This is a genomic window from Ancylobacter amanitiformis (genome assembly GCF_030814815.1).
In the GTDB taxonomy this organism is placed as follows: domain Bacteria; phylum Pseudomonadota; class Alphaproteobacteria; order Rhizobiales; family Xanthobacteraceae; genus Ancylobacter; species Ancylobacter amanitiformis.
The window spans coordinates 83,664-101,537 of the sequence record NZ_JAUSVR010000003.1; the positions used below are offsets into that span (position 1 = coordinate 83,664).

The following is a 17,874-nucleotide window of genomic DNA, read 5'->3' on the forward strand; positions in this document are numbered from 1 at the left end:
GTCCGCCGCCGGGCAGAATGCCTCAAGCCGCTGGAGCCGTCCGGGTTAATGCGAATGCATGGAAATGCATGGAAATGTTGCGCCGGGGCCCGTTAGTGGAGGGTTGCTCCCTTGAGCCGCGTGATTTCGTCCTTCAGCAGAAGTTTCCGCCGTTTCAGATCGGCGACACGGGCGTCATTCGACGCCGGGCGGTTTATCTCTTCCTTCAGTTCGCGCTCGAGTGCCTGATGGCGCCGCTCAAGTTCCGTGACATGCGCCTGCATGGACATGGACATTATCTCCTGTCGTCAGATGCGGACGTCATCAGTCTGTCACGAGAGTTTCGCGCTGTCGACGACACGATGCGCTGCGCTGCAGCATGCGGGACCGCGCAACGGTCCATGGCGAGGGGGCTCGCGGCCTGCGCCGGTGGTTGCGGAAGCTGTTGCGAGCGGGCCCGTGGCCGGTGATACTATCCGCCACGCCCCGGCTGGAGGGGCGACTGAGTTTGCGGATCAGGTGTTTGGCAGAACAGATGACGGCGGCGGATGAGGAACGGGAGCAGAGGGCTCTCCTCGAGCGCCTGCGGCAGGAGCATCGCGATCTCGACGTGGCGATCGCCGCGTTGCAGGAGATGCCGGGCAGCGACCAGCTGCAGCTGGCGCGATTCAAGAAGCGCAAGCTGCTGATCAAGGATCGCATCGGCTATATCGAAGACCAGATGTGCCCTGACATCATCGCCTGAGCGCGGAGGGCTCCCGTCGCGCGCCTCGGGGCGCGCGTTCGCCGCGTTTTCGGACGGGAGCGGTTTGGCGTGGCCAGACGGCCAGCCTTCGTGGCGTCGGCGGAAGGCGGGCGATTGCGGCGGCCGTCCCCTGCCAGCGGCGAGGACGGCCGGCACGTCTCAGAACTGCGTCAGCAGCACGTCGGCATTGGTCTTGTCGGCCTTGCTCGGCACGTCCTCGACATTGAGGATCAGCACTTCGCCATCGTCCACCACCGCGGAATAGCGCTTGGAGCGCACGCCGAGGCCGGCGGCCGACGCGTCGAAATCAAGGCCGATCGCCTTGGCGAACTCGCCATTGCCGTCCGACAGGAAGATGATCTTGCCGCCGGCATTGGAGGCCTTTTCCCACGCGGCGAGCACGAACGGATCGTTGACCGCCGTCACCGCGATGGCGTCGACGCCCTTGGCGAAGAAATCGTCGGCGCGGGCGATGAAGCTCGGCAGGTGGTTCTTGTGGCAGGTGGGCGTGAAGGCGCCGGGAACGGCGAACAGGACGACCTTCTTGTTCTTGAAGATCTCGTCGGTGGATTTCGGCACCGGGCCGTCCTCGGTGGCGACGCGGAAGGTGACGCTCGGCAGCTGGTCGCCGACCTTGATCGTCATTGGGTGTTTCCTTTCAAGCGCTGGATATGCGGGCGGTCGCCGGGCCGCCAGCCGGCGCCGCGCCTGTGTCGCGCGCGACCCGTCGGCCCGGTCGGCCGGTAGAATAACCGTTTCCCATTGATCGGGAAGCGTTTTCAGCGTGCGGAAAGGAGGGCGTCCACCTCGACGGCGCGCGGGCCGTCGACCAGCGTGAAGCGTAGCCGCGTGGCCGCGATGTCCGCCCCCTTGGGCACGCCGTCGACCGGCAGGAGGAACACGGTCTGTCCGTCCGGGCCGGGCTCGCGGGCGGGCAGCGGCAGCGCCCAATCCTCGCTCGGCCCCTCGACGAACAGGTCGGCGGTATCGGGATTGGCCACGCGGGCCACGACGCGGATGGTCTGGCCGGGCTGGCCGGCGGCGGGGCCGAGGTCGGCCGTCTCCAGCGCGGTGGCGCCGCCATTACCGAAGGCGGCCAGCTGCGGCACGGTGGAAAGCGCGGCGGCCAGATCCGGCGGCGTTGATGGTGCGCCATCCGCCGGGAGCGCCAGGGCCACTTCGGCGGTGGCCGGCTGGCAGATCTTCGCGCATACCGCGAAATCGAGGGTGAGGCGCAGGTCGACCGGCTTGCCGGGATCGCGCGGCGTCACCCGGAAGGGCAGGGTGACGTCCTTCTTGTAGCCGATGGAGAAGCTGCCGCCGTCGTCGAAGCGGACCGGCGCCGGCCAGAGGATATCCACCCGCGCGACATTGTCGGAGCCCGACCAGTCAAAATGCGGCGGAACGCCGCTGTCGCCGGGATAGCGCCAGTAGGTTTTCCAGCCGGCACCGAGCCGGATCTGCACGCCGCCGGTGACGATCTCGCCGTCGCGGGGGCCGGCGAGAAGCCGCACCGCCGTACCGTTCGGCGCCGTCCAGGGGGAACTTATGTCCCCGGAGCCAACCACCGGCGCGCTGTCCGCCCGAGCGGGTACGGCGCCGGGGAGCGCGGTCATGAGGGCTACCATGAGGGCGGCGGGAGCAAGGGCGAGGCGTGCGCGCGAAACCATGCTCTGGCGATAGCCTCTCGCGCCGCCGCCGGAAAGTCTCGCCAGCGCACTTTCATGTGAGGCCCTTCCCGCAGCGAAATCTTGGGACGCACGCGGCTCTTGCAAATGACCCCGCGAGGATTAGGCTTTTACCCATGTGGATTGGACGAGAAAGCCGCGACAGGTCCGGCGGCGGTTCTGACGGGGCCTATCTTGAGGGACAGATGCTGGTTGCCATGCCGGGCATGCGCGACGAGCGTTTTGCCCGTGCGGTGATCTATCTGTGCGCGCATTCACCCGAGGGGGCGATGGGCATCATCGTCAACCAGCCCGCGCCCAACATCAAGTTTTCCGATCTCCTTGTGCAGCTGGATGTCATTCCGCAGGAGGATCGCATTCACCTGCCGCAGCGCGCCGGCGGCGTGAAGGTACTGAAGGGCGGGCCGGTCGAGACCGGGCGCGGCTTCGTGCTGCACAGCTCCGATTTCTTCATCGAGGATTCGACGCTGCCGATCGATGATGGCATCTGCCTCACCGCCACGCTCGATATCCTGAAGGCCATTGCCGCCGGTGGAGGCCCCGCGAGCGCGCTGCTCGCTCTCGGCTATGCCGGATGGGCGCCGGGACAGCTGGAGAACGAGATTCAGCAGAATGGCTGGCTGCACTGCCCGGCGGACCAGACGCTGGTGTTCGAGGCCGAAGCGAGCGTGAAATACGACCTCGCCCTGCGCAAGATCGGCATCGATCCCGGCATGCTCTCCCCCGACGCCGGGCACGCCTGAGGCCGGGCCGCCCGCCTGCGGGACCGCGCGGGCGAGAAGCCGCGGGCGGATGCCGGCAGCGGCGGATGCCGTGTCGCGCCCTTTCCGAACGATTCTTTTCGTCTGTTCAGCTTGGCAGTGGCTGTTCGGCTTGGCAGCGACTTTGCGCGTGAACGCCGCGCGTTGCCCGCTCCGCAGACGTACCCTGCATTTTGCAAGCCCTGCATTTTGCAAGCCCTGCGTTTTGCAAGCCCTGCGTTTTGCAAGCGCGCCGCTGAAAAGCCCGCCTGCCTGGCAAAAAGCGCGCCTGCCTGGCAAGAGGCGGGGCCTTACCCCTGCTGGGCCGGCTTGGTCACCGCCGGAGGCTTGGCCGCAGCAGGCCTCGGTGCCGCGGACGGGGCGGGGGCACCGCGGGTGCCGGCCTCGGCGGGTGAGGTGGTGGGCCGCGGTGCCGGGCTCGGCGGGGCTGTGGTTGCCGGGGCGCCGCCGAGCACGTTCGCCAGCTGTTGCAGGCTGGCCGTCGCGCTGCCGGTCGCAATTGCGGCCGACGCCGGGGCAGAATTAGCCGCAGGGGACCTTGGCGCGGGCGGCCTCAGGGGTGCGGGCCTCAAGGGCGCGGGCCGGGCATCCGGCGTCCTGGCATCCGGCGCCTTGGCATCCGGCGCCCTGGCGTCGGAAACCCTGGCATCGGAAACCCTGGCATCGGAAACCCTGGCATCGGAAACCCTGGCATCGGAAACCCTGGCGTCGGCAACCTTCGTGTCCGGCGCCTTGCCGTCCACCGGCCTGGCCGGCGCGGGCCTCGGGGCGGGCTTGCCGCCGCGTGAGAGCAGGCGGCTGCGTTCCAGAAGCGAGGCCGGGGCGGAATCGGGCTGAAGCTGCCGGCGTGCATCCTCCGCCGACATGGGCTCGCCGAACAGGTGACCCTGTCCGTAGCGGCAGCCGAGGCGGGCCAGCGCGGAAGCGGCCTGCTCGCTCTCGATTCCCTCGGCGACGATGTCCATGCCCAGGTCATGGGCCATGTTGATGATGGTGCGCAGGATGACCGGGCGCTGGGCCTTGTTGCCGTTGCGCCCCAGCGCCTTCATGAAGGTGCGGTCGACCTTGATCGTGTCGAACGGGAAGCGCTGGAGATAGGCCAGCGAGGAATAGCCCGTGCCGAAATCGTCCAGTGAGAGGCCCGCGCCAAGCTCGCGCATGCGCAAGAGGATCTGCGCGGAATATTCCGGGTTTTCCATCGCCAGCGATTCGGCCAGTTCCAGCTTCAGCGTGCCGGGGGCCACCACGTTGCGGGCGAGGATCGCCTTGATGTCCTGCAGCAGGTCGTGGCGCAGCATCTGCCGGGAGGAGATGTTCACCGAGACGAAGATCGGCTCGCCACGCAGGATGCGCTGCCAGCTGCCCAGCTGGCGTGCGGCACCATCGAGCATGAACAGGCCGATATCGACGATGAGGCCGGAATCCTCGGCAATGCCGAAAAAATCGGCCGGCGCCAACGTGCCCAGTGTGGGATGCTGCCACCGCACCATGGCCTCGAAGCCGGCAATGGCGCGGGTCGAAAGATCGACCACCGGCTGGTAGACGATGCTGATCTCCGAGCGCTCCAGCGCCTGGCGCAGATCCGCTTCCATGGTGAGCCGGTCGAGCTTGTGAGTGCGCATCGAGGGCCGGAACACCTCGATGCGGTCGCCGCCCACGCGCTTGGCGAAATACATCGCCAGCTCCGAATCCTTCATCATCTCGTCCGGCGTCCGCCGTTGCCCGTCCGCCAGCAGAAGGCCGATCGAGGCGGTGATGAAGATCTCGCGGTCGCCGAAGGTGATGGGCGCGCGCAGCGTGCGGCGCAGCGTGTCGGCGAAGGCGGTGATGCGCTCGGGATCGCGCTCGGACATGAGGATGAGCGCGAAATGATCGCTGCCGAGCCGCGCCAGCGTGTCCTGCTGCTTGGTGAGGCGCATCAGCCGGCGCGCGACGGTGAGCAGGATGGAATCGCCCGCCGGCATGCCGAGGCTGGCATTGACCTGCTGGAATCGGTCGATGTCGATCAGCATGATGGTCGGCTTCAGCGTCTCGTCGGCGCGGGCGAAGCCGTTGGCGGAGGCGAGGCGGTCGAGAAACAGTTCGCGGTTGGGCAGGCCGGTCAAATTGTCGTGCACCGCGTCGTGCAGCATCCGCTCCTCGGCGGTGCGCATGTCGGTGACGTCGGACAGCGTGCCGATGCAGCGCACCACCTCGCCATCGGTGCCGACCACCGGCCGCGCGCGCAGGTTGAACCACATGTAATGGCCGTCATGCGCGCGCAGGCGGAAATCCTGGTCGATGCGCCCGCGCCGCTGGTCCAGCAGCCCGTCCAGCGTGGCGCGGAAACGGTCGCGGTCCATCGGATGGATGATGTCCAGCCAGCCGGCGGCCTCGGTCTCCAGCGTGCCGTGCTTGAGGCCGAGCATGTGCTCGGCTTCCGGGCTCACATGGATGCGATCGGTGTCGACGTCCCAGTCCCAGACGATATCGCCCGAGCCCGCCACGGCGAGCGCGCGGCGCTCCAGTTCCTGCGTGCTGCCGGCCACCGAGCCGGTGCCGGCGAAGGCGTGCTGCATCACCGTGAAGCCGATCAGCATGACGATCAGCACCAGCCCGCCGAGCAGGGCCGGGGCGACGAGGTCGTTGCCGATGCGCCCCGACACCGCCATGCCGGCGGTGACGACCCATACGACCAGAAGCAGGAGGGTCGGGATGATGAGAACGGCGCGGTCATAGCGGTGCAGGGCGAGCCACAGCACCACGGCGAAGCCCATGATCGACACCACCAGCAGCGAGGGCCGGGCGATGCCGGCCGCCGCCGAGGGGTCGAGCAGCGCGAGGCCCACCAGCGCGGCGAGGAAGACCAGCCAGCCGGCGGTGATGTGCGCATAGCGCACGTGCCAGCGGTTGAGGTTGAGATAGGCGAACAGGAACACGACCAGCGTGGCGGCGAGGATCGCCTCGCCGGCCGCGCGCCAGAATTGCTGCGCCAGCGGCGAGATGCCGAACACTTTCGACCAGAAGCCGAAATCGAGGCCGATATAGCCCAGCACGGCCCAGGCCAGAAGTGCCGCGGCGGGGAACATCGCGCTGCCCTTCACCACGAACAGGATGGTGAGGAACAGCGCCAGCAGGCCGGCAATGCCAATGACGATGCCATTATACAGCGTGAAGCTGTTGACCTTGTCCTTGTAGGCCTCCGGCTCCCAGAGATAGAGCTGCGGCAGGTTGCCGTCGGCAAGTTCCGCCACCAGCGTCACCGTCGCGCCGGGATCGAGGGTGATGAGGTAGACGTCGGCGTCCGGCGCGTTCTGCCGCTCGGGGCGGAAGCCCTGGCTGGCGGTGATGTTGAGGATGCGCCGGTTGCCGAGGTCCGGCCAGAACACGCCGGATCCCACCATGCGGTAGTGCGGCGCCACGATCAGCCGGTCGACCTGCTCGTCGGTATTGTTGGCGAGGGCGAACACCGCCCATTTGCTGCCATCCGGCCCCGGCGCGACCGAGCGCACCTCGATGCGGCGGACGATGCCGTCGGCGCCCGGCACGGTCGAGACCTGGATGCGGTCGGTCTCGCTCGTATGCCGCTCGATCGCCGGGGCGAGATCGACCACCAGCGCGTCAAGGCGGATCGCCACCGCGTCCAGCGCGCGGGCGACCGACGCGGGGAACGCGCTGGCCAGCACCAGCGCGAGCGCGGCGAATGCCAGCTGCCCGAGGGCTGGCCGGCGCATCGACATACGCAGCGGGAAACGACGGAAGAAGGCCAAACGGCTACCTCTGGTTCTGGCGTTGGGTCCGGTCGAAGGCCAAGACGAGTTTCATGCCGAAATTCATGCCGATAGTCGGAACGACATCCGGTGGCGTGGCCGGGTGGTCGTTCCTGCGTTGCCCGCTTCCCTCGGTGACGCCCTGCGATGAGTAGCGGCGACGCGCGGCGGGAGCAAGGCGTGGCCGGTGGTGATGCGCGGACATTCCGTCGGCAAGGTCCGTCCCGCGGCTGGTGCCTCCGCTTCGGGCCCTGTGCCCGCGACGGCCCGATGCCGCTGGAGCCGCGCAAGCCCCGTGCCCGCGGGCGGCCGGCTACGGCGCCTGCGGCTGCGTCTCCGGCACCGTCCAGGTCTTGATGCGGGTCTCCAGGCTCGCGCGCTCCTCCGGCGTCAATTCGCTGACCATCTGGCCGAGCATGAGATCATCGAGCTTCTGCGCCTTGGCCGCGAGGTACCAGGCGGCGGCGGAAACCTTGTCCACCGGCACGCCGCGCCCGGCGGAGAGAATGCGGGCATAGCGGTTCTGCGCGATCGGGTTGCCCGCCAGCGCGGCCTTGTGGAAAAGTGTGGCGGCGCGGGCTTCGTCCTTGGGCACGCCGTCGCCGTTGAACACCATGATGGCAAGCTCGGTGGTGGCGACCACATTGCCGAGCTGGTCCGCGCGCATCAGCAGGCGCGCGGCCTCGCGCGGGTCCTTGGGCACGCCGTTGCCGTCGCGATAGAGCGTGGCGAGGGCATAGATCGCGTCCGGCTGGTCCTTGTCGGCGGCGCGGCGGAACCAGTCGGCGGCAATGGCCGGCTCGCGCGGCGCCAGCTCGCCCTGCAGATAGACGAGGCCGAGATTATAGGCGGCGGCGACATTGCCCTTCTCGCCGGCCTGCCGCAGCAGGTCGATCGCTTCGGTCTTTTCCGCGCCCTCGCCCGATATGAGCTTCATCGAGCCCAGCGTGAACAGCGCGTCGGCATTGCCCTTGGCGGCGGCGGCTTCGAACCATTCACGCGCGGCCGTGCTGTCCTGCCGCACGCCGTAGCCCTGCGAGAGGAGTTCGCCCGCCAGCACCATGGCGATGGGATCGTCCTGCGCCCTGGCGCGCTCGACCGCGAGACCCAGCGCGGTCTTGAACTGACCGCGCTGATAGGCGCCATAGGCGGCATCCTGCGGGGAGGGGGTGGCCGGCGCCGGGCCGGCGTCGAGCTGGATCCGGGCCGGCGCCTTGGTCGGCGTGGCGCCCGTGCCGGGTGGCAGCGCCGTCACCCCCGGCGGGGTGGTGTCCTTGTCCTCGGCGGCCACGGGCGAGCCCGCGCCTGCGGCGAGCAGTGCCGCGAGGCATCCCAGGAGGGCCGCAGCGGACGGCAGGCGCATCAGCCGGCTCCCCCGGCCGCCAGCGCGCCCGCCAGCGCCGGCGCGCCCGGGTCGTCCAGCAGGTCGGCATCCACCGCGATGAAATCGGCGCCGATCGCGACCAGCGCGACAACTTCCTCCAGCGTGCGGGCATAGGCGACGCAGGGCGGCTCGAACAGCTGCACCCACCATTCGGCGCGCTCCAGCGTCGTCTCGAAGGCCGGCCGGCGGCCCTGGGCGTCGGGCTCGCCGAACATCACGTAATCGGCGCCGGCCTCGGCTGCGGTCATCGCGTCATGCTTGCTGCGCAGGCCGCCGGCGCCGGCAATGCCGTCCGGGCGCAGGGCCGGAAGCGCGGCCTTGAGCGCCTCATGGCCATCGAGATGCGCGCCATCCGCCCCGAGTGCCGCGCCGAGCGCGGTATCCGCCTCGATCAGGCAGGCGGCGCCGATATCCTGGCTGGCGGCGACGAGCGGGCGCAGAGCGTCGGCCGCGGGCTGGCCGGGGACGGCCCGCAGCAGCACCGCCGCGATGTCGACCTCGCCACCGGCGCGGCGCAGCCCATCCGCCACCCGGGCGGCATCGGCCACCAGCGGGGCGGGCACGAGAACATAGAGGCGGGGAGCGGTCGGAGCGGGTGCGGAGCGGGCCATGGGAATGTCTGATGAACTTCTGAAAGCCATGCCGGAGGATGGCGGCGAAAGCGCGGCATTGCCCGCGCGTCCAGGGGGATGATGTTTCCCTGCTGTCTAGAGCATTTGCCGGCCCGTTGGAAACAGCCGATCGTGGCGGGGCGCCGGGGTTGGTCCGGTATCGCGCATCCGGGGCGATCTGCGCCTCCGCCTGTTGCGAGGCGGCGCGGCCGGTGCTCCCGGCGACACTTACCACGATGAGGTGGCATGGTAAGGTTTCCTTCGGGCTGTCGGCAAGCTGTGCGCCTCAGCGATCTCCCTCACTTCACGGTCGTCGCACGAGAATGCTAGACCTTGGCTGACGCCAATCGGCCGGCCTGCTGCCGGCTGTCCGCTCCCTGGGGGAAACATGGTCCTTCGACCCGCCTATCGCTTCGCGGCCCTGCTGGCCGCCGCGACATTCCTCACCGCGCCGGCCCTGGCGCAGCAGCCGGCCGCGCCCGCCGCGCCGGCGGCCACCAGCGCCGCGCCGTCCGCGATTCCGCCCGGCCTCGCCTGGCCGCGCAGCTTCGATCTCGGCGACAAGGTGCTGCAAATCTACCAGCCGCTGATCGAGCAGTGGAACGGCGACCAACTGGCCGGCCGCGCCGCCATCGCCATCGGCCCCAAGACCGGCACGCCGACCTATGGCATCGCCCGTTTCACCGCGCGCGTCGCGGTCGACAAGCCCTCCAAGCTCGCCCAGCTCGGCCCGATCCAGATCACCAAGGTCGATGTGCCGACCGACCCGACGCAGGACATGGCGCTGATGAGCGCGCTGCAGTCGCACATTCCCGCCGGTGGCATCACGGTCGCCCTCGATCATCTGCTGACCAGCTATGCCGCCTCCAAGGAACTGACCAAGGCGGAGACGCAGCCGGTCGACAACACCCCGCCCAAGATCATCTTCGCCGACAAGGCGACCATCCTGGTGCTGGTGGCCGGCACGCCGGTGGCCAAGCCGATCGACGGCGTGACCGGGTTCCAGCGCGTCGTCAACACCCATCCGCTGATCCTCGTGGATGCCTCCGGCGGCTATCACCTGCAGGCGGCCGGCAGCTGGTATCAGGCCAAGGCGATCGAGGGGCCGTGGACGTTGCAGCGCGCGCCCGATCCTTCGCTCGAGGCGGCCGGCAGCACCGCGAACTATGAATCGGCGGCGGTCTCGCTGCTGCCGGCAAACGGCCAGAAGCCGGCGACGCCGCCGGCCGTGGTGGTCTCCACCGGCCCGGCCGAACTGGTCATCACCGACGGCGCCGCGCAGATGGTGCCGGTGAGCGGCACCTCGCTGCTGCGCGTCGGCAATGCCGACCACGCGATCATCCTCGACCCGTCGAACAACCAGTATTACGTGCTGATTTCCGGCCGCTGGTTCCGCGGCCCCGGCCTCAGCGGGCCGTGGGCCTTCGTGCCGGGCGCCAGCCTGCCGGCGGATTTCAAGAAGATCTCGCCGACCGATCCGGTCGCCAACGCGCTGGTGGCCGTGCCTGGCACGCCGCAGGCGAAGGAAGCCGCCATCGCCGCGACCGTGCCGCAGACCGCGACCATCAAGCGCGATACCCAGCTCACCATCCAGTATGATGGCGGCACGCCGCGTTTCGAGCCGATCAAGGGCACGATCCTGTCCTATGCGGTGAACACCCGCACCCCGGTGATCAAGCTCGACGCGACGCGCTACTATGCCCTGGTGCAGGCCGCATGGTTCGTGGCCAACGCGCCGACCGGGCCGTGGTTCGTGACCGACACGGTGCCGTCGGCGATCTACACCATCCCAAGTTCCTCGCCGCTGCACTATGTCACCTATGTGCGCGTCTACGCCTCGACCGCCGACGCGGTGACGGTCGGGTACACGCCCGGCTATCTCGGCGTGATGCTCGAACCGGGCGGCACGGTGGTCTACGGCACCGGCTATGACTGCGTCGGCTATATCGGCGCCTACTGGTATGGCTGCCCGGCCTCCTACGGCGCCAATGCCGCCTTCGGCTGGACCGACGGCTTCGCCTTCGGCTTCGCGGCGGGCTATCCCTGGGGTGCCTGGGGCCCGGCCTGGGGGCCCTATTGGGGGCCTGGCCCGTGGGGCGGGCCGTGGGCGGGCGTGAATGTCAACGCCACCAACATCTACGGCCAGTGGGGCGCCAATGCCGCCTATGCCCATGCCTGGGGCTACAACCCCTGGACCGGCAATGAATGGGCCGGCCGCGCGGCGAGCGGCGTCACCGCCAACGGCACCGCGTTCCAGGGCCGTTCGGCCGCTGCCTTCAACCCGTGGACCGGCAATTATGCCGGCGGGCGCGAGGGCTCCTTCTTCAACCCGGCGACGGGTGCCGAAGGCGCGGCGCGCGCGGGTGTCACCGGCAATGCCTATACCGGCAATTTCGCCGCCGGCCGGCAGTCGGAAGCCTATAACCCCACCACGGGCGTCGGCCATGCCTCCGAGACCGGCGTCACCGACACCAACGGCCATGTCAGCGTCGACAGCCGTGGCGTCGCCGGCAATGCGCGTACCGGCAATGCCGTGGCGTGGAACAATGGCAACGTCTACACCGACCATGACGGGTCGATCCACCAGTACGACGCCAATAATGGCTGGCAGCACCAGACCATTGACGGCTGGCAGCACGACACCGACGCGGCGCAGACCGACCGGCTCGACCAGCAGCGCCAGTTCCAGAGCTACGGCGACCAGCGCGTGGAGAATTTCGCCCGTGGCGGCGGTTATGGCGGCGGCGATTTCAATGCCGACCATTTCGGTGGCGGCGATTTCGGCGGCGGCTTCGGCGGCGGTTTCCGCCGCTGAGGCGCCGGCCTGGGCTGTTGTCCGTATATGTTGACGATGCCAAATCCCCGGGCCTGCGCCCGGGGATTTTCTTTGTGGCGCGAGCCTGCCTCACCCCGGATGCGCCGGCGCCACGAATGCGGCTGCCGCCCGGCCAAAATGAAGGCGCCGCCCGGGGGGCGGCGCCTCTGGTCTTCCAGGAACGGGCCGAGAGCTCTCAGGCCGCGCCAGCTCTCAGGCCGCGCCAGCTCTCAGGCAGCGCTCTTGTGCTCGATTTCCGGCGTCCACTGCCCCAGCGCCGCGAGGTAGTTCATCCGGGCGCGGTGGGTGAAGGCGGCCTGTCCGGCCGCCCAGTTCTCCGGCTTGCCCGACCACGCCTTCTGCGGCGCCGCCTGCAGCGCGCGGCCATAGGAGAAGGTGAGGTTCCACGGCAGGGCGCCGGCGCGGATCATCGCGTCGAGATGGGCGGTGGCTTCCTCATCCGACTGGCCGCCGGAGAGGAAGGCGACGCTCGGCACCGCCGGCGGCACGCAGTTCTTGAGCAGCTTCACGGTCTTCTCGGCAACCTCGGCGACCGAGGCCTGCTTCGCCGACTTCTTGCCGGCAATGGCCATGTTCGGCTTCAGCACCATGCCTTCGAGCTTCACGCGGCCATAGAATAGCTGCTGGAACACTTCCTTCAGCACCCACTCCGTGACTTCGTAGCAGCGGTCGATGTCGTGGTCGCCGTCCATCAGCACTTCCGGCTCGACGATCGGCACGATGCCGGCGGCCTGCGCCAGCGCGGCGTAGCGGGCCAGCGCCTGGGCATTGGCGAGGATGGAGGTGTAGCTCGGGATATCGGCGCCGATATCGATCACCGCGCGCCATTTCGCGAAGCGGGCGCCGAGGTCGTAATATTCCTTGAAGCGCTCGCCGAGGCCGTCGAGGCCCTCGGTGATGGTCTCGCCGGGGCAGCCCGGCTGCGGCTTCGCGCCGAGATCGACCTTGATGCCGGGGATCGAGCCGGCCTGGGCGATCAGCTCGACCAGCGGCGTGCCGTCCTTGGCCTTCTGGCGGATGGTCTCGTCGTACAGGATGACGCCCGAGATATAATCGGTCATCGCCTCGGTCGACCGGAACAGCAGCTCGCGATAATCGCGGCGGTTGTCGAAGGTGGATTCGACGCCGATGGCATCGAAACGCTTCTTGATCGTGCTCGTGCTCTCGTCGGCGGCCAGAATGCCCTTGCCGCCCGCCGCCAGCTTGTACGCAACCTCTTCGAGGCTCGCCGTCATATCTCTCTCCCGCGCGAAACAGATAGTCCCGGCCACGCGGCATGTTTAACCCACGCGACCGGGCCGGTTACATCAATAGCATCCGGCCCGGACCTGTCCCGATTGGCGGGCTTCTCCACCGGGCCGGAGGATCGTTCAGCGGCGCAGCGCCTCGACGCCCGGCAGGGCCTTGCCCTCCAGCCATTCGAGGAAGGCACCGCCCGCCGTCGATACATAGGTGAAGCGTTCCGCCACACCCGCATGGTTGAGCGCCGCCACCGTGTCGCCGCCACCGGCGACCGAGAGCAGCTTGCCCGCATCGGTCAGCTCGGCCGCCGCCTTCGCCACCGCGACCGTCGCGGTGTCGAAGGGCGGCAGTTCGAAGGCGCCGAACGGGCCGTTCCACACCACGGTCTTCGCGCCGTGCAACTTCTCGATGACCTGCGCGATCGAGGCCGGGCCGGCATCGAGGATCATTTCGTCCGGCCCGATATCGTCGACCGTGGCCACCCGGTGCGGCGCATGGGCCTTGAACGCGGTAGCCGCCAGCGCGTCGACCGGCAGCACGATCTCGCAGCCCGCCGCCTTGGCCTTGTCGACGATTTCCAGCGCCGTTGGCGCGAGGTCATGCTCGCACAGCGACTTGCCGACATCCTTGCCCTGCGCCGCAAGGAACGTGTTGGCCATGCCGCCGCCGATGACCAGGATGTCGACCTTGGCGACGAGATTGCCGAGCAGTTCCAGCTTGGAGGAAACCTTGGCGCCGCCGACCACGGCGAGCACGGGGCGCCGCGGCTTCTCCAGCGCCTTGGCCAGCGCCTCGATTTCCACCTGCATGCAGCGTCCGGCAAAAGCCGGCAGCTTGTGCGCCAGTCCCTCGGTGGAGGCGTGGGCGCGGTGCGCGGTGGCGAAGGCGTCGTTGACATAGAGATCGCCGAGCGCGGCCAGCGCGGCGACGAAGTCGGGGTCGTTCTTCTCTTCCCGCTTGTCGAAGCGGGTATTCTCCAGCAGCAGCACCGCGCCGGGCTGCAGCTTTTCCACCGCCGCCCGGGCCACCTCGCCGATCGTGGCGGGGGCGAAGGCGACCGGCCGGCCGAGCCGGGAGGCGACTTCGCCGGCGATGGGCGCCAGCGACAGCGCCGGGTCCTCACCCTTGGGCCGGCCGAAATGGGCGAGCAGAATGACCTTGCCGCCCTTGTCGGCGATTTCGCGGATGGTCGGCAGCACGGCCTGGATGCGGGTGTCGTCGGTGACGCGGCCGGCATCGACCGGCACGTTCAGGTCCACGCGCACGAGCACGCGTTTGCCGGCGACATCGGCGTCGTCGAGCGTGCGGAAGGCCGAAGCCTCGCCGGCAGCGCCACTAGATGCCTCACTCATGGATTCCTCCTCGGGTTTTGTTGATCTTGATGCGAAACGGCCGGGCCTCTTGGCGGAGGGCCCGGCCGGAACTCGTTCAGATCAGCTTGCCGAGGGCGACCGCCGTATCCGACATGCGGTTCGAGAAGCCCCATTCATTGTCGTACCAGGACAGTACCCGGACGAAATTGCCTTCCAGCACCTTGGTCTGGTCGAAATGGAAGATCGAGGAATGGGGATCGTGGTTGAAGTCGGAGGACACGTTCGGCTGCGTCGTGTAGCCGAGAATGCCCTTGAGCGGACCATCGGCGGCGGCCTTGATCGCGGCGTTGATCTCGTCCTTCGTCACGTTCTTCTTGGCGACGAACTTGAAATCGACGACCGAGACGTTCGGCGTCGGCACGCGCAGCGAGGTGCCGTCGAGCTTGCCGGCGAGTTCGGGAAGCACGAGGCCGACCGCCTTGGCGGCGCCGGTGGTGGTCGGGATCATCGACAGCGCCGCGGCGCGGGCGCGGTAGAGATCCTTGTGCATGGTGTCCAGCGTGGGCTGGTCGCCGGTATAGGAGTGGATGGTCGTCATGAAGCCGTGGTCGATGCCGAACGCGTCGTTCAGCACCTTGGCCACCGGCGCCAGGCAATTGGTGGTGCAGGAGGCGTTGGAGATGACCAGGTGATCCTTGGTCAGCTTGTCGTGGTTCACGCCGAACACCACCGTCAGATCCGCGCCGTCGGCGGGGGCGGAGACCACCACGCGCTTGGCGCCGGCCTCCAGATGAAGGGCGGCCTTGTCGCGGGCGGTGAAGATGCCGGTGCATTCCAGCGCGATGTCGACGCCCAGCGCCGTGTGCGGCAGTTCGGCGGGATTGCGCACCGCCGTCACCTTGATCGGGCCACGGCCCACGTCGATGGTGTCGCCGTCGACCTTCACCTCGCCGGGAAAGCGGCCGTGCACGCTGTCGAAGCGGAACAGGTGGGCATTGGTCTCGACCGGGCCGAGATCGTTGATGGCAACGACCTCAATGTCGGTGCGGCCCGATTCGATGATGGCGCGGAGCACGTTCCGGCCGATGCGTCCGAAACCGTTGATGGCAACCTTGAGCGTCATGCGTCTATCCCCAAGTAAGCTTATCTGTCGAAACCAGCCGCGCCATGGGCCTCATAGCGCGGTCGCCGTTACGACACCAGTCGCTCTTAGGGCTGATGCTTGCCCTGTGCGCAGCTGACGCAGCCTTTATGCGTCAGCTGCATGGCTAGGGCGTTCATTGCTTGTAATTTCAGCCCTTTTTACCGGTGATGTCAGGACTTCAGGCGGCTCAGCGCGGTCGCGACCACGCCTTCCACCGTGATGCCGAAATGCGCGAAGACTTCCGGCGCCGGGCCCGAGGCGCCGAAGCCGTGCATGCCGACGAAGGCGGCATCCGAGCCGACAATGGCATCCCAGCCCTGGCGGATCGCCGCTTCGATGGCGATCTTCACCGGCGCCTTGCCCACTACCTGCTTGCGGCTCTCGTCCGGCTGGTTGAGGAACAGTTCGAAGCTGGGCACGGAGACCACGCGGGTCGGCACGCCCTGCGCCTGCAGCTGCTCGCGCGCAGCCATGGCGAGCGAGACCTCGGAGCCGGAGGCGAACAGCGAGACCTTCGCCTCGCCCGAGGCCGCCACCAGCTCATAGGCGCCGCGCGCGGTGAGACAGCGCTCGGTGCCCGCGTCGGTGCGCAGCAGCGGCAGGTTCTGGCGGGTGAGCGCCAGAACGCTCGGGCCGGTCTTGTGTTCCAGCGCCAGCTTCCAGGCCTCGGCCGTCTCCACCGTGTCGCACGGGCGGAAGACGAGGAGGTTGGGAATGGCGCGCAGCGCGGCGATCTGCTCCACCGGCTGGTGGGTGGGACCGTCCTCGCCGACGCCGATGGAATCATGGGTGAAGACATAGACGACGCGCACGCCCATCAGCGCCGCGAGGCGGATGGAGGGGCGGCAATAATCGGAGAACACCAGGAAGGTGCCGCCATAGGGGATGAAGCCGCCATGCAGGGCGATGCCGTTCATCGCCGCCGCCATGCCGTGCTCGCGGATGCCCCAGTTCATATAGCGGCCGTCATATTTCGGCGGCTCGACATAGACCGAGGTGGCCTTGGTCTTGGTGTTGTTGGAATGGGTGAGATCGGCCGAGCCGCCGAGCATTTCCGGCAGCGCGGCGGTGAGCGCCTCCAGGACGATTTCCGACGACTTGCGGGTGGCGACGGCGCCGCCATCGGCGCGCGCCTTGGCGATCACGCCGGCAACCACATCGGAGGTGCGGGAGGGCAGGTCGCCGCGCACGCGACGCTCGAACTCGCCGCGCTTCTCGAGATCGGCGGCCTTGAGCCGCTCCAGCCACGCCTTGTGCGCCTGGCGCGAGCGCAGGCCGGCGAGGCGCCAGGCGTCCAGAACGTCGCTGGGGATCACGAAGGGCTCGTATTCCCAGTTGAGGAAGGCACGGGCGGCGGCGATTTCCGCAGCACCGAGCGGGGCGCCATGCACGCCATTGGTGCCGCCCTTGTTGGGCGCGCCATAGCCGATGGTGGTGCGGCAGGCGATGAGCGAAGGCTTGTCGGAGGTCTTGGCGCGCTCGATGGCGGCGAGGATGGCGTCCGGGTCATGGCCGTCGACGCGGGTGGCGTCCCAGCCGGAGGCCTCGAAGCGGGCGAGCTGGTCGGTGGCGACCGAGAGCGCGGTCGAGCCGTCGATGGTGATGTGGTTGTCGTCCCAGAAGACGATCAGCTTGTTCAGCTTCTGGCGGCCGGCGATCTCGATCGCCTCCTCCGAGAGGCCTTCCATCAGACAGCCGTCGCCGCAGATGACATAGGTGTGGTGGTCGACGAGGTCGCCGCCGAACTGCGCCGCTAGCATGCGCTCCGCCAGCGCGAAGCCGACCGAGTTGGCGAGGCCCTGGCCGAGCGGGCCGGTGGTGGTCTCGATGCCGACCGTGTGGCCATATTCCGGGTGGCCGGGCGTACGCGAGCCGAGCTGACGGAAATTCTTGAGGTCGTCGAGCGTCATCCCCTCATAGCCGGTGAGGTACAGCAGCGCGTAGATGAGCATCGAGCCGTGGCCGGCGGAGAGGATGAAACGGTCACGGTCCGGCCAGTGCGGGTCGGTCGGATCGAATTTCAGCACCTTGCCGAACAGCACCGTCGCGACATCCGCCATGCCCATGGGCATGCCGGGGTGGCCCGACTTGGCGGCTTCGACGGCATCCATGGCCAGCGCGCGGATGGCGTTGGCCATGCGATCATGCTTTTCGCGGTTCGACATGAGGGCTGATGTCTCCGAGGGGGAACGCGTTGTCTCTTAGGCGTGCGTGCATCGCGGGTCGCTTCGATGCGACACCGGCTGATTGGGTCTGCCGCGGTGCGGGAGGCCGGGTCGAGTGATAGCACCACGCCGGTCTCTGTCAAACGCGCCGGGCGCTACAAGCGTATGACAGCGTTTGAATACCAGGCCGCGGAATGGCGCATCGGTTGACGCCTGACCCAATGGAAGGCTCAATAGCGCCAAAATCCCCTGCGAGA

General features: G+C 68.4%; 13 protein-coding genes. 3 read left to right on the forward strand and 10 right to left on the reverse strand.

Annotated elements, in window-relative coordinates; genetic code table 11:
- Positions 1–92: 92 nt before the first annotated feature.
- Positions 93–269 (reverse strand): YdcH family protein, encoded by a 177-nt coding sequence (locus QOZ99_RS05840; protein ID WP_306889054.1) that lies wholly within the window; start codon positions 267–269, stop codon positions 93–95.
- 245 nt (positions 270–514) lie between these two features.
- Here QOZ99_RS05840 and QOZ99_RS05845 point away from each other — a divergent pair, with 245 nt between their 5' ends.
- Positions 515–724, forward strand: coding sequence for a YdcH family protein (locus QOZ99_RS05845; protein ID WP_183190677.1), 210 nt, complete (start codon positions 515–517; stop codon positions 722–724).
- A gap of 159 nt (positions 725–883) precedes the next feature.
- Here the strand turns inward: QOZ99_RS05845 and QOZ99_RS05850 are convergent, their stop codons facing one another.
- Positions 884–1,369: a peroxiredoxin gene (locus QOZ99_RS05850; protein WP_306889055.1), complete on the reverse strand. Its 486-nt coding sequence runs from the start codon at positions 1,367–1,369 to the stop codon at positions 884–886.
- 134 nt (positions 1,370–1,503) lie between these two features.
- The gene (locus tag QOZ99_RS05855) at positions 1,504–2,340 is read right to left on the reverse strand and encodes a protein-disulfide reductase DsbD domain-containing protein (protein ID WP_306889056.1); all 837 of its coding nucleotides are present in this window, start codon (positions 2,338–2,340) and stop codon (positions 1,504–1,506) included.
- A gap of 188 nt (positions 2,341–2,528) precedes the next feature.
- Here QOZ99_RS05855 and QOZ99_RS05860 point away from each other — a divergent pair, with 188 nt between their 5' ends.
- A complete protein-coding gene (locus QOZ99_RS05860; protein WP_306889057.1) occupies positions 2,529–3,155 on the forward strand; it encodes a YqgE/AlgH family protein in 627 nt (208 codons plus the stop codon).
- A gap of 308 nt (positions 3,156–3,463) precedes the next feature.
- On the opposite strand, the gene QOZ99_RS05865 is transcribed toward QOZ99_RS05860, so the two are convergent.
- The 3 genes from QOZ99_RS05865 to QOZ99_RS05875 all read right to left on the reverse strand — a co-directional run bounded on the left by QOZ99_RS05865 (position 3,464) and on the right by QOZ99_RS05875 (position 8,917).
- Positions 3,464–6,886: a putative bifunctional diguanylate cyclase/phosphodiesterase gene (locus tag QOZ99_RS05865; RefSeq protein ID WP_370876801.1), complete on the reverse strand. Its 3,423-nt coding sequence runs from the start codon at positions 6,884–6,886 to the stop codon at positions 3,464–3,466.
- Between the two features lie 349 nt (positions 6,887–7,235).
- On the reverse strand, positions 7,236–8,285 hold the full coding sequence (locus tag QOZ99_RS05870; RefSeq protein ID WP_306889058.1) for a tetratricopeptide repeat protein: 1,050 nt from the start codon (positions 8,283–8,285) through the stop codon (positions 7,236–7,238).
- On the reverse strand, positions 8,285–8,917 hold the full coding sequence (locus QOZ99_RS05875; protein WP_306889059.1) for a thiamine phosphate synthase: 633 nt from the start codon (positions 8,915–8,917) through the stop codon (positions 8,285–8,287). The genes QOZ99_RS05870 and QOZ99_RS05875 overlap by 1 nt, the downstream gene beginning before the upstream one ends.
- 388 nt (positions 8,918–9,305) lie before the next feature.
- On the opposite strand from QOZ99_RS05875, the gene QOZ99_RS05880 reads away from it, so the two are divergent.
- Complete coding sequence (locus QOZ99_RS05880; RefSeq protein ID WP_306889060.1) at positions 9,306–11,732, forward strand: carbohydrate-binding family V/XII; 2,427 nt, start codon at positions 9,306–9,308, stop codon at positions 11,730–11,732.
- Positions 11,733–11,962: 230 nt separating this feature from the next.
- Here the strand turns inward: QOZ99_RS05880 and QOZ99_RS05885 are convergent, their stop codons facing one another.
- From QOZ99_RS05885 to tkt, 4 genes are all read right to left on the reverse strand, one after another.
- Positions 11,963–12,988 (reverse strand): class I fructose-bisphosphate aldolase, encoded by a 1,026-nt coding sequence (locus tag QOZ99_RS05885; protein ID WP_306889061.1) that lies wholly within the window; start codon positions 12,986–12,988, stop codon positions 11,963–11,965.
- A gap of 135 nt (positions 12,989–13,123) precedes the next feature.
- Positions 13,124–14,347, reverse strand: coding sequence for a phosphoglycerate kinase (locus QOZ99_RS05890; RefSeq protein WP_306889062.1), 1,224 nt, complete (start codon positions 14,345–14,347; stop codon positions 13,124–13,126).
- Positions 14,348–14,423: 76 nt separating this feature from the next.
- Positions 14,424–15,431, reverse strand: coding sequence for a type I glyceraldehyde-3-phosphate dehydrogenase (gap, locus tag QOZ99_RS05895; protein WP_306889063.1), 1,008 nt, complete (start codon positions 15,429–15,431; stop codon positions 14,424–14,426).
- 191 nt (positions 15,432–15,622) lie between these two features.
- Positions 15,623–17,617 carry a transketolase gene (tkt, locus tag QOZ99_RS05900; RefSeq protein ID WP_306889064.1) on the reverse strand — a complete coding sequence of 665 codons (1,995 nt, stop codon included), beginning with the start codon at positions 17,615–17,617 and terminating at the stop codon, positions 15,623–15,625.
- Positions 17,618–17,874: the final 257 nt, after the last annotated feature.

What these genes read in the sequence shown, in the direction of transcription:
- QOZ99_RS05840 (WP_306889054.1), bottom strand. Translation starts at nt 269, where the DNA reads ATGTCCATGCAGGCGCATGTCACGGAACTTGAGCGGCGCCATCAGGCA.
- QOZ99_RS05845 (WP_183190677.1), top strand. Translation starts at nt 515, where the DNA reads ATGACGGCGGCGGATGAGGAACGGGAGCAGAGGGCTCTCCTCGAGCGC.
- QOZ99_RS05850 (WP_306889055.1), bottom strand. Translation starts at nt 1,369, where the DNA reads ATGACGATCAAGGTCGGCGACCAGCTGCCGAGCGTCACCTTCCGCGTC.
- QOZ99_RS05855 (WP_306889056.1), bottom strand. Translation starts at nt 2,340, where the DNA reads ATGACCGCGCTCCCCGGCGCCGTACCCGCTCGGGCGGACAGCGCGCCG.
- QOZ99_RS05860 (WP_306889057.1), top strand. Translation starts at nt 2,529, where the DNA reads ATGTGGATTGGACGAGAAAGCCGCGACAGGTCCGGCGGCGGTTCTGAC.
- QOZ99_RS05865 (WP_370876801.1), bottom strand. Translation starts at nt 6,886, where the DNA reads ATGCGCCGGCCAGCCCTCGGGCAGCTGGCATTCGCCGCGCTCGCGCTG.
- QOZ99_RS05870 (WP_306889058.1), bottom strand. Translation starts at nt 8,285, where the DNA reads ATGCGCCTGCCGTCCGCTGCGGCCCTCCTGGGATGCCTCGCGGCACTG.
- QOZ99_RS05875 (WP_306889059.1), bottom strand. Translation starts at nt 8,917, where the DNA reads ATGGCCCGCTCCGCACCCGCTCCGACCGCTCCCCGCCTCTATGTTCTC.
- QOZ99_RS05880 (WP_306889060.1), top strand. Translation starts at nt 9,306, where the DNA reads ATGGTCCTTCGACCCGCCTATCGCTTCGCGGCCCTGCTGGCCGCCGCG.
- QOZ99_RS05885 (WP_306889061.1), bottom strand. Translation starts at nt 12,988, where the DNA reads ATGACGGCGAGCCTCGAAGAGGTTGCGTACAAGCTGGCGGCGGGCGGC.
- QOZ99_RS05890 (WP_306889062.1), bottom strand. Translation starts at nt 14,347, where the DNA reads ATGAGTGAGGCATCTAGTGGCGCTGCCGGCGAGGCTTCGGCCTTCCGC.
- gap (WP_306889063.1), bottom strand. Translation starts at nt 15,431, where the DNA reads ATGACGCTCAAGGTTGCCATCAACGGTTTCGGACGCATCGGCCGGAAC.
- tkt (WP_306889064.1), bottom strand. Translation starts at nt 17,617, where the DNA reads ATGTCGAACCGCGAAAAGCATGATCGCATGGCCAACGCCATCCGCGCG.